8 protein-coding genes and 10 tRNA genes are annotated in these 11372 nt (G+C 45.7%); all 18 read left to right on the top strand.

The features are described 5' to 3' along the window. Nucleotides 1–9 precede the first annotated feature (9 nt). Complete coding sequence (locus L1D55_RS02355) at nucleotides 10–1191, top strand: aspartate kinase (RefSeq protein WP_239916440.1); 1182 nt, start codon at nucleotides 10–12, stop codon at nucleotides 1189–1191. Between the two features lie 92 nt (nucleotides 1192–1283). Continuing rightward, complete coding sequence (gene csrA, locus L1D55_RS02350) at nucleotides 1284–1481, top strand: carbon storage regulator CsrA (RefSeq protein ID WP_004415691.1); 198 nt, start codon at nucleotides 1284–1286, stop codon at nucleotides 1479–1481. A gap of 475 nt (nucleotides 1482–1956) precedes the next feature. Beyond that, nucleotides 1957–2049, top strand: a tRNA-Ser gene (locus L1D55_RS02345). 43 nt (nucleotides 2050–2092) lie between these two features. Continuing rightward, nucleotides 2093–2169 (top strand) — tRNA-Arg (locus L1D55_RS02340). A gap of 44 nt (nucleotides 2170–2213) precedes the next feature. After that, nucleotides 2214–2306 (top strand) — tRNA-Ser (locus L1D55_RS02335). 89 nt (nucleotides 2307–2395) lie between these two features. Next, a tRNA-Arg gene (locus tag L1D55_RS02330) sits at nucleotides 2396–2472 on the top strand. A 53-nt stretch (nucleotides 2473–2525) separates the two neighbouring features. Then, nucleotides 2526–2602 (top strand) — tRNA-Arg (locus tag L1D55_RS02325). Nucleotides 2603–2681: 79 nt separating this feature from the next. Beyond that, nucleotides 2682–2758 (top strand) — tRNA-Arg (locus L1D55_RS02320). Between the two features lie 53 nt (nucleotides 2759–2811). Beyond that, a tRNA-Arg gene (locus tag L1D55_RS02315) sits at nucleotides 2812–2888 on the top strand. Between the two features lie 58 nt (nucleotides 2889–2946). After that, nucleotides 2947–3023 (top strand) — tRNA-Arg (locus L1D55_RS02310). Between the two features lie 57 nt (nucleotides 3024–3080). After that, nucleotides 3081–3157: transfer RNA gene (locus tag L1D55_RS02305), tRNA-Arg, on the top strand. Between the two features lie 57 nt (nucleotides 3158–3214). Next, nucleotides 3215–3291: transfer RNA gene (locus L1D55_RS02300), tRNA-Arg, on the top strand. Nucleotides 3292–3665: 374 nt separating this feature from the next. Beyond that, complete coding sequence (locus L1D55_RS02295) at nucleotides 3666–3923, top strand: oxaloacetate decarboxylase subunit gamma (RefSeq protein ID WP_004741884.1); 258 nt, start codon at nucleotides 3666–3668, stop codon at nucleotides 3921–3923. A gap of 31 nt (nucleotides 3924–3954) precedes the next feature. Then, nucleotides 3955–5742, top strand: a complete 1788-nt coding sequence (gene oadA / locus L1D55_RS02290) for a sodium-extruding oxaloacetate decarboxylase subunit alpha (protein ID WP_239916392.1) — start codon at nucleotides 3955–3957, stop codon at nucleotides 5740–5742. Nucleotides 5743–5751: 9 nt separating this feature from the next. Beyond that, entirely contained in the window at nucleotides 5752–6882 is a 1131-nt protein-coding gene (locus L1D55_RS02285) for a sodium ion-translocating decarboxylase subunit beta (RefSeq protein ID WP_004741882.1), read from the top strand. A 153-nt stretch (nucleotides 6883–7035) separates the two neighbouring features. Continuing rightward, on the top strand, nucleotides 7036–7989 hold the full coding sequence (locus L1D55_RS02280) for an NADP-dependent oxidoreductase (protein WP_239916391.1): 954 nt from the start codon (nucleotides 7036–7038) through the stop codon (nucleotides 7987–7989). A gap of 6 nt (nucleotides 7990–7995) precedes the next feature. Then, nucleotides 7996–8457 (top strand): YqaA family protein, encoded by a 462-nt coding sequence (locus L1D55_RS02275; RefSeq protein WP_004741880.1) that lies wholly within the window; start codon nucleotides 7996–7998, stop codon nucleotides 8455–8457. A 9-nt stretch (nucleotides 8458–8466) separates the two neighbouring features. Then, the gene (locus tag L1D55_RS02270; protein ID WP_239916390.1) at nucleotides 8467–11325 is read left to right on the top strand and encodes a pitrilysin family protein; all 2859 of its coding nucleotides are present in this window, start codon (nucleotides 8467–8469) and stop codon (nucleotides 11323–11325) included. Nucleotides 11326–11372 lie beyond the last annotated feature (47 nt).

Below are 11372 nucleotides of genomic sequence, written 5' to 3'. Positions count from 1 at the left end.
CGGGTGAAAATGCCTCTTATCGTGCAGAAGTTTGGCGGAACGTCAGTGGGTTCAATAGAACGAATCCAACATGTAGCAGAGAAAATCATTGAAGCGAAAAATGAAGGCAATCAAATCGTGGTTGTGGTTTCTGCTATGTCAGGTGAAACAAATCGGTTAGTTAACTTAGCCACTCAAATCGATAGTGTACCAAATGCTAGAGAATTGGATGTGTTGTTAACGGCCGGAGAGCAAGTTTCCATGGCGCTGTTGGCGATGACGCTGCACAAGTTAGGTTATGAAGCGACATCGATGACAGGCTACCAAGCGAGAATTCACACCGATTCGAATCATAACAATGCGACGATTGAGCGTATTGATACTGCTCCTATTCAAGCTCTTTTGGACGACGGCCAAATAGTGATTGTGGCAGGCTTTCAAGGCATCAATGCTAAAGGTGATATCACGACACTAGGTCGTGGTGGCTCTGATACTACAGCGGTTGCGTTAGCAGGAGCCCTGCAAGCGAAAGAGTGCCAGATCTATACTGATGTTGATGGCGTTTACTCGTGTGACCCTCGAGTTGTTAAACACTCCAAGAAACTCGATACCTTAGATTTTCCATCGATGGAAGAGATGGCTCGACGTGGTGCTAAGGTGCTGCACTTTCCTTGCGTTCAGTATGCTTGGCAACACAATGTGCCATTGCGTGTGCTTTCAAGCTTTGAACAAGGCGAGGGCACACTGATTGCGGGCGACCAGTGTTTGAATGATATTTCAGGCCTGGCTATACAAAGAGATATGGTGCGTATTGAGTGTTTGAATGAGGACCTAGATTCTTTCTTATCGCATTGCCAACTGTTAGGAATTGAAGTCTGTAGTGTGATCGAGGAAACAGATCGGGCAGCACTCATTATCAAACAAGACATAAGTGCCAAATTAAAACTAGTTTTTGATGAGAAAATCCGTAATAGTGAACGGGTTAGTTTGTTAACTGTGGTAGGAAGCCGAACACAAGAAATTGTGGTCAGTTCACATGGATTGTTGTCTGAAGGCGAAATTGATGTACAGCATCACTTATTGCAGCAGCAGTCTTTAACCTTGGTGGTATCACCAACGCAAGTCGATATGGCTGCTAACATATTACACAATGCATACATCGTAGCGCGTGAAGCACAGGGTTATCCTAAAAAAGAAGTGCATTTTGGTTAAATAAACTCAATCGATAGTTTACGAAAATATAACTTTTGTTGGATAATGCTCTCGTAGCTAGATAAATTTAGAGATTACTCAAGGAGCAAAGAATGCTAATTTTGACTCGCCGCGTTGGCGAAACACTGATGATTGGTGATGAAGTAACAGTTACTGTACTAGGCGTTAAAGGTAACCAAGTACGTATTGGTGTTAACGCACCTAAAGAAGTATCTGTTCACCGTGAAGAGATCTACATGCGCATTCAAGCTGAAAAAGGTAATGGTAACGTTGCATCTGGCAACTACTAATACTTTGCGTAGAGAAGAGGCTAGCATTACTGCTAGCCTTTTTTGATCTTGGAGTATGAGAAATCGATGTCAGGGTATTGATTCACCGGATAGTGCGTTTATTTTGATTCCATTGTGTGAATACTCCAGTAAGCGGAGTGTCATCTGAGTTCTTGCATGATGAAGCTCGCAGCGATATTTATCTGCCACACTTCAAGATTTATTGGCTTCCCCTATAGCGCAAATACGCATCCCGTAGTATTGTTCATCCAGCGGTAGCACTTGCTGCTGAAGAAATTAGATAATTGTTTTTGGCGGTTTATTATTGCCAATCTTTCGCCTTAATTTTTAAGGGAAAAAGCGCGCTTTTGATGTTATAAGTTCAAATTGCAAGCGCTTTGATTAAATAGCAAACGGTTGAGTGTTTTTGTCCAATTTTTTTCAATAAAGTGTTTGACATATTTTCGGTAAAACGTAATATGTGCCTCCGCAAGACGGTGAGGTGGCCGAGAGGCCGAAGGCGCTCCCCTGCTAAGGGAGTATGTGGTTTGTAGCTGCATCGAGGGTTCGAATCCCTCCCTCACCGCCATCTCTTGCGAGTCTAAAGTTAGCGAATTAGACAATGTAAATGTGCGTCCTTAGCTCAGCTGGATAGAGTACCTGGCTACGAACCAGGCGGTCGGAGGTTCGAATCCTCCAGGACGCGCCATTCTCTCTTCTCTTACTTGTAAGTGATGTGAGAATAATGAATTAGGTGAGGTGGCCGAGTGGCCGAAGGCGCTCCCCTGCTAAGGGAGTATGTGGTTTGTAGCTGCATCGAGGGTTCGAATCCCTCCCTCACCGCCATTCATTACAGGCCGATGGCCTTTTTTTTTCTTCGTAGCAAGAAGAATGTGATATATTTCACAACTTCATTCTTAATGAATGAACACCGTGCGTCCTTAGCTCAGCTGGATAGAGTACCTGGCTACGAACCAGGCGGTCGGAGGTTCGAATCCTCCAGGACGCGCCACTATTTAAGGGTCTGTTGATCCTCGTATTGACTAAGTTGATACTAAAACCTGTGCGCTCTTAGCTCAGCTGGATAGAGTACCTGGCTACGAACCAGGCGGTCGGAGGTTCGAATCCTCCAGAGCGCGCCACTATTTAGGGTTTGCTTCTAATAAGAATGTGAATCCCGATATTGATAAATCGTTCGTCGAGAATTAATATCAAAACCGTGCGTCCTTAGCTCAGCTGGATAGAGTACCTGGCTACGAACCAGGCGGTCGGAGGTTCGAATCCTCCAGGACGCGCCACTATTTAAGGGTCTACTGATCCTTGTATTGACTCAGTTGATACTAAAACCCGTGCGCTCTTAGCTCAGCTGGATAGAGTACCTGGCTACGAACCAGGCGGTCGGAGGTTCGAATCCTCCAGAGCGCGCCACTATTTAGGGTTTCCGTTGTGAACTCCTGATATTGCGAATACCAATATCGAAAACTGCGCGTCCTTAGCTCAGCTGGATAGAGTACCTGGCTACGAACCAGGCGGTCGGAGGTTCGAATCCTCCAGGACGCGCCACTCTTTAGGGTTTCCTTGTGAACTCCTGATATTGGGAATACTGATATCGAAAACCGTGCGTCCTTAGCTCAGCTGGATAGAGTACCTGGCTACGAACCAGGCGGTCGGAGGTTCGAATCCTCCAGGACGCGCCACTTTTTAGGGTTTCCTTGTGAACTCCTGATATTGGGAATACTGATATCGAAAAGCGTGCGCTCTTAGCTCAGCTGGATAGAGTACCTGGCTACGAACCAGGCGGTCGGAGGTTCGAATCCTCCAGAGCGCGCCACATTATAAAAAAAGCCTCGTTTTTACGAGGCTTTTTTTATGCCTGATGCATAAATGTTGATTAAATGTTAAAATTACTTAACATTTAACTTGTTGTATTTTAAGTGGTTATCGAATGCTTCCTTGTTATTCCACCTTTCTCATATCATTTCTTAAAAAAGCTCCATTTAAGTCACAGTTTAATTCTCTGAAAATTACATATTTGACAGATTTATGTGATCTGACAGGCGAATAATTAACCTAATGTGTGCGTTATCCGTAACAGAACCTTAAACAAAATTGACAAAGTTTTACCAATCGAGATAATCCAAGGGTCGGGATCACTATTCGCTGAAATCCTGTACATATGTCAGGATGACGAAGAAAGGAAGCAACATGACTAATATTGGAAGCCTGCTAGGAGATGCGGCGACTCTGATGATAACGGGGATGTCCGTTGTCTTTATTTTCCTAACTATTCTAGTTTACCTCGTTCGGTTGATGTCAAAACTGGTACCAGAAGAAGTACCAGAGCCGATCGCAGCACCTAAAAAAATTCAAAAATCACAATCAAACCCTTCAGCTGTTAGTCCACAGGTAGTGGCAGCAATTTCGGCCGCGGTTCATCAATACCGTGCGTCGACTGCTAAGTAGCATTTAAAGGATTAAAAAGGAGTTTATGAGCATGTCTAAACCACTAGCTATCACAGACGTGGTACTTCGTGACGCCCATCAGTCACTATTTGCTACTCGTATGCGTATCGAAGATATGCTGCCAATAGCGGCAGAACTAGATAAGGTCGGTTACTGGTCACTTGAGACTTGGGGCGGCGCGACGTTTGATTCGTGTATTCGTTTTCTTGGAGAGGATCCATGGGAGCGTCTACGTGAACTAAAGAAAGCGATGCCAAACACACCAATGCAGATGCTACTGCGTGGTCAAAACCTGTTGGGTTACCGCCACTACGCGGATGACGTAGTCCAAAAATTTGTTGAACGTGCCCATAAGAACGGCATGGACGTATTCCGTATTTTTGATGCGATGAATGACGTACGTAACTTTGAGAAAGCGGTGAAAGCAACAATTGATGTTGGCGGTCACGCTCAAGGTACTTTGTCTTACACAACCAGCCCTGTCCACAACTCAGATACTTGGGTTGATCTGGCTAAGCGTCTAGAAGACCTAGGTTGTCATTCACTATGTATCAAAGATATGTCAGGTTTATTAAAGCCTTACGAAGCTGAAGAATTAATTACACGTATCAAAGCGTCGTGTGATGTTCCTCTAGCACTGCATAGTCACGCGACAACGGGTCTCTCTACAGCAACAGCAGTTAAAGCCGTTGAAGCGGGTATCGATATTCTAGATACCGCTATCTCTTCAATGAGCTGTACTTACGGTCACACACCAACAGAAACGGTTGTGGCGATGCTAGAAGGTACGGATCGTGATACTAACCTTAAGCTGGATCAGATTGAGCCAATCGCTTCTTACTTCCGTGATGTTCGTAAAAAGTACGCGAAATGGGAAGGCCAACTAAAAGGTGTTGATTCTCGTATCTTGATTGCTCAAGTTCCTGGCGGCATGTTGACTAACATGGAAGGCCAGTTAAAAGAGCAAGGTGCTGCAGATCGTATGGATGAGGTGCTTGAAGAGATCCCACGCGTACGTAAAGAGCTTGGCTACATTCCTTTGGTAACGCCAACTTCTCAAATTGTTGGTACTCAAGCGGTTATTAACGTACTAACGGGTGAGCGCTACAAGAGCATCACTAAAGAAACAGCGGGTCTATTGAAAGGCGAATACGGTCAAGCTCCAGCTGAAGTGGATGCAGAACTGCAAGCTAAAGTATTGGATGGTGCGGAAGCGATCACTTGTCGCCCTGCAGATCTGCTGAAGTCTGAAATGGATGAGCTAACGACTGATTTGCTAGAAAAAGCAAAAGCAGAAGGTATCTCTCTAGCGGAAGACACGGTAGATGATGTACTGACTTACGCACTGTTCCCACAAGTGGGTCTTAAGTTCCTTAAGAACCGTCGTAATCCTGAAGCATTTGAACCAGCACCAACGGCAGAAGCTGCGGCTCCTGTGGCAGCAGCGGCACCCGCTCCTGTATCTGGTGGTATCGAGAGCTACAGCGTGAAGGTGGATGGTCAAGTTTATGATGTAGAAGTTGGCCCACAAGGTGAACTGACATCAGTAGCACCATCAGCAAAACCAGCTCAAGCGGCACAAGCTGCGCCTGTAGCGGCATCTGATGCTGAAGCGGTTCCTGCTCCTCTTGCGGGTAACATCTTTAAAGTGAACGTTCAGGCTGGCGCTGAAGTGGCTGAAGGCGACGTCCTGCTTATTCTTGAAGCGATGAAGATGGAAACGGAAGTTCGTGCTGCTCGTGGTGGTATCGTTCAAGAACTGAATGTTAAAGAAGGCGATGCAGTTACTGTAGGCGCTCCACTACTAAGCCTAGCGTAAGGGAGTACCATGGAAGGATTGATGACCTTATGGTCTGAAACAGGGATTGCTAACTTCGAGTTTGGCCAGATCTGTATGATGCTGGTCGGTTGCTTGCTGTTGTTTTTGGCAATCCGCAAAGGATTTGAACCTTTACTGCTGCTGCCTATTGGTTTTGGTGCTGTATTGGCCAATATCCCAAATGCTGGATTTACTGATCCGGGCGGTTTGTTGTACTACGTCTACTACATTGGTATCGAAACTGGCATTTTCCCACTGCTGATCTTTATGGGCGTGGGCGCGATGACGGACTTTGGTGCATTGATCGCTAACCCTAAAACCTTGTGGTTAGGTGCAGCTGCTCAGTTTGGTATTTTCGCAACACTATTTGGTGCGATCTTGCTGAACTACATTCCTGGCATGGAATTTACCATGGCAGATGCTTCTTCAATTGCAATCATTGGTGGTGCAGATGGTCCAACGGCTATCTTCTTAGCGAGTAAGCTCTCTCCTGATCTGTTAGGTGCGATTGCCGTAGCTGCATACAGCTACATGGCTTTAGTTCCTATTATTCAGCCGCCAATCATGAAGGCGTTAACGTCTCCAGAAGAGCGCAAAATTAAGATGGCTCAGCTTCGTCACGTAAGCAAAGGTGAGAAGATCCTTTTCCCACTTGCAGTATTATTGATGACGATTTTGTTCCTACCTTCAGCAACTCCACTGGTTGGTATGTTCTGTTTAGGTAACTTAATGCGTGAAGCAGGCGTAGTTGACCGTCTATCTAAGACTGCACAAAACGAACTGATCAACGTTGTGACCATCTTCCTTGGCTTGGGCGTAGGTTCTAAGCTTCAAGCAGATACCTTCTTGAACTTAGAAACGCTAGGTATTCTAGGTTTAGGTGCGGTGGCGTTCAGTATCGGTACTGCAGGTGGTGTGTTGATGGCGAAGCTATTAAACCGTTTCTCGAAAGAGGACATCAACCCACTGATTGGCGCTGCTGGTGTATCAGCGGTTCCAATGGCGGCTCGTGTTGTGAACAAGGTTGGTCTTGAGGCGAACCCTCAGAATTTCTTGTTGATGCACGCAATGGGGCCGAACGTAGCAGGTGTACTAGGTAGTGCGGTTGCGGCCGGTATTCTATTAGCGCTAGTCGGCTAATGGATAGCTAGGTCATGTATCGTTACGTTAATTGGTCGTCAATTTACGAATGAGCGGTTAACTTAGCCTTATTAAATGGTTTATAGTCGAAGGGATGCTTGTGCATCCCTTTCTTTTATTCGTTAGGTTTTAACTAATTAGGGACGTGTTTAAATGGAAAATAGACAGATAGCGATTACCGAGTTTGGTGGGGTGGAAAACCTTGTACTTCAAACCAGTGCAATACCAGAGCCTAAAGCGGGCGAAGTAGTGGTTAAGGTCTCTTTTTCCGGCGTCAATCCGATAGATGTTAAAACTCGTGCAGGACTAGGTTGGGCGGCTGCACAAAACAAAGATAACCTACCTTGGGTACCAGGCTACGATATTGCGGGACAAGTGGTTACGTTAGGCGAACAGGCTGAACGTTTTACTGTTGGTGATAATGTAGCGGGCTTTATCGGCTTCCCATTGCAAGGCGGTGGCTACAGCCAATATGTGTGTGTACCTGAAACTGCGCTGAGCATTATTCCTAACTCTGTAACGTTAGAAGCGGCAGCGGCTCTCCCTCTAGCTAGCCAAACGGCGGCACAAGCGCTCAATAAAGCGGAAGTGAAAGAGGGCGATCGCGTACTCATCTTAGCGGGTGCGGGTGGCGTTGGACACATTGCCGTTCAAATTGCCGTTGCAGCAAAAGCTGAGGTTTACACCACTTGTAGTGAAGCAAACCTAGATTACCTAGCAACGCTAGGTGCCCATGCTATCAACTATAAATTTGCTCCGGCGTCTGAACGTGTGGCGGATGTTGACGTGCTGATTGATTTGGTAGGTGGCGATACGGCGCTTGATGCGTTGAAGTGCCTGAAAGATGGCGCAAGAGTGGTTACCGTTCCGACCCTATCAGCAGAGTTAATCTGCGAGAAGGCAAAACTTTTAGGTTTCACAGCATCTGGTATGTTGGTGGAACCTAACCCAGAGCAAATGGATACTATGCTTTATATGGTGAGTGTTGGGTTACTAAAAACAGAAATTCAAGGTATTTACCCGCTGGAAGAGGCACAGTCGGCTCATCTGCAGGTAGAAACCGGACACACCAGAGGCAAGGTACTGCTTAAGATGCAAGAAGGTTAATATGCAGTGCTAGAGTTCTTTAATTCTCTTTTCGAAAATATAGCGCTGTGGTTCTCTGATTCAGCGCTATGGGTCTTATTTATCAGTGGCTTCTTGAGTGCCACTTTGTTGCCCGGAGGCTCTGAAGCGAGCCTTGTCGCGGCATTGAGCTTAGATCAATTCTCAACATCGTCGATCATTTTGATAGCGACACTCGGCAACACCTTAGGCGGTCTTACTAACTATTGGATTGGTTTGTGGTTACCTAATCGAACTCAATCAGAAAAGCATGGTCATAAGGCTATGGCTTGGCTAAGCCGTTATGGTTACTGGACTTTACTATTCAGTTGGTTGCCCGTTATCGGTGATCCTTTGTGTCTAGCTGCTGGTTGGCTGAGAATGAAATTCATCCCTAGCGTTATCTTGATTGCGATTGGCAAAGCTGCTCGCTATAGCTTACTTGCTGCTATCTATTTCGGTTTTTTCTAAGGAGAACCTATGAAAAAGGTTTTACTTGGTACATTTTCTCTTATCGCCATTGCCGGCTGTTCTTACAATGTACCTAGCTCAACATCCTTCTTTTCCTCATTACCAGAAGGCGTCACTCTTTTAGAAGAGGTTAAACCCTCTAAAGATAAAGTGGTGATTCCTTACACTAAATATCAATTGGATAATGGCTTAACCGTTATTCTTTCTCCTGATGATTCTGATCCACTTGTGCATGTGGATGTGACTTACCATGTCGGTTCTGCACGTGAAGAGATAGGCAAGTCAGGCTTTGCACATTTCTTCGAGCATATGATGTTCCAAGGCTCTGAGAATGTTGGCGATCAACAGCACTTCAAGATCATTACAGAAGCGGGTGGTTCTTTAAACGGTACCACTAACCGCGATCGCACGAACTACTTTGAGACGGTTCCCTCAAACCAGCTTGAGAAAATGTTGTGGTTAGAATCAGACCGAATGGGCTTCTTATTGGATGCGGTTTCTCAGAAGAAATTCGAAGTACAAAGAGGCACGGTGAAAAACGAACGTGCTCAAAGCTATGAAAACCGCCCTTACGGTCTGATGTGGGAGCGAATGGGTGAAGCGCTTTACCCTGAAGGACACCCTTACTCATGGCAACCAATTGGCTATGTCGAAGATCTTGACCGCGTCGATGTGAATGACCTCAAGGCATTCTTCCTGCGTTGGTACGGCCCAAATAATGCGGTACTGACAATCGGTGGTGATATCGATGTTGACGATACGCTTGAGTGGGTTAATAAATACTTTGGTCCCATCCCGAAAGGTCCAGAGGTTAAGCCTGCTGAGAAACAACCTGCGGTACTAACGGAAGATAAGTACATCACCCTAGAAGATAACATTCGTCAGTCAATGGTATTGGTTGGTTGGCCGACGACTTATCGCGGTGAAGAGACCCAAGCGTCACTGAATGCACTGTCTAACGTTTTAGGTTCCGGTACTAACAGTTACCTTTACCAAAACTTAGTGAAGACACAAAAAACAGTGAGTGCTGGCTCATTCCACGATTGTGCTGAGTTGGCATGTACTATGTACGTCTATGCGATGGGTAACTCTGGTAAAAAAGGTGACTTAACGACTCTCAACAAAGAGTTAATGGATACTTTAGATAAGTTCTCGAAAGAGGGTGTTCAACAAGAACGTCTAGACCAGATAACCGGAATGGCCGAAGCGGATGCGGTTTTTGCACTGCAAAGTGTTAAAGGTAAAGTGTCGCAATTGGCATCTAACCAAACTTTCTATGGTCAGCCAGATCGCATTGAGTCCCAGCTGGATCAAATCCGTGCCGTCACACCTGAAAGCGTGAGCAAGGCCTACCAAGACTTCATCGAAGGTAAACATAAGGTGACTTTGAGTGTGGTTCCGAAAAAGCAGCTTGATTTAGCGGTTCGAGAAGCGACATTTACCACGCCACCACGAACTTTGCCTGAATACAGTAAAGTAACGGAAGACCAACTGAACTTCAGAAGAGCAACGGACACCTTTGATCGCAGTGTGATGCCTGAGGTGACCTTTGGTGTCGAAGCGACAATGCCAGAGCTGTATCGCATGCACTTTGCAAATGGTACTGATTTGATTGGTACTGAAACCAGCGAAACGCCAACGGTACAAATGCAAATTCAACTACCTGCAGGTGAGCGTTATGTTCGTAAAGGACAAGAGGGCCTAGCAAATCTAACTGCCGCTATGATGGAAGAAGGCTCCACTAAGCGAACGGTTGAAGAGCTACAGGCGACTCTAGATAAGTTGGGTAGCAGTGTGGGTATCAGTGCTGGTAGCTACACCACAGATATTTCAATTTCTACACTAGAGAAAAACCTGCCTCAAACTTTGGCGATCGTGCAAGAAGTTTTGCTGGAGCCTAAGTTCGATGAGCAAGACTTCGAACGCGTTAAGAAACAGATGCTAGAAGGGGTGGTATACCAGCATCAACAACCAAGCTGGATGGCCTCTCAAGCAACCCGTGAAGTGCTGTTTGGCGACAGTATTTTTGCTCGTGCTAGTGATGGTACTAAAGAGTCTCTAGAATCGTTAACTCTGGACGATGTAAAACAGTTTTACAGTCAACACTATACTCCGGAGGGAGCTAATATTGTTATTGTAGGGGACATCTCGAAGAAAGAGGTTGGAAAGCAGCTACAATTCTTTGAGGAGTGGCAAGGCGAGGCGGCACCGCTGACACGCCCGCAGATCGTCAAAGACCTGACTGAGCAGCGTTTATATTTAGTTGATAAGCCAGGTGCGCCACAAAGTATCGTTCGCTTAGTTCGTAAAGGTCTGCCTTTTGATGCTACGGGTGAGTTGTATAAGAGCCAATTAGCTAACTTTAACCTAGCGGGTAACTTTAATAGCCGCATTAACCAGAACCTACGCGAAGACAAAGCATACACTTATGGTGCGAGCGGTTACTTTGCCAGCACTCGTGAAACGGGCGCGGTAGTGTTTAGCGCACAGGTAAGAGCTAACGCGACAGTGCCATCGATTCAAGAGTTTATTAATGAACTGAATGAGTTTAGCCAAAGTGGATTAACTGACGAAGAGGTGAAATTTATGCGCCTTGCCGTCGGTCAACAAGATGCACTCAAATACGAAACGCCAAGTCAGAAAGCTGGGTTGTTGAGTAATATTGTTGCATTGAGCCTTGATGAAGATTACCTACAACAGCGTAATCAGATAGTTGAGACGGTCTCAAAAGAGACATTGAATGAACTATCGAAAAAATGGTTCGACCCGAATGATTATCAAATAATTGTGGTTGGTGATGCGGCTTCGCTTCGCCCGCAATTAGAAAAGTTAGATATTCCAATAGAAGAGCTTGAAATCATTCGTTAGAGTACACATTAAAGGGGGAGGGAAGAGACTCTACTTTTCTCCTCCAA

Origin of the sequence: Vibrio sp. Isolate22, from assembly GCF_022398115.1 — a bacterium.
In the GTDB taxonomy this organism is placed as follows: domain Bacteria; phylum Pseudomonadota; class Gammaproteobacteria; order Enterobacterales; family Vibrionaceae; genus Vibrio.
Note: the sequence above shows the minus strand (reverse complement) of the source record. Positions and strands in the feature narration are given on the sequence as shown.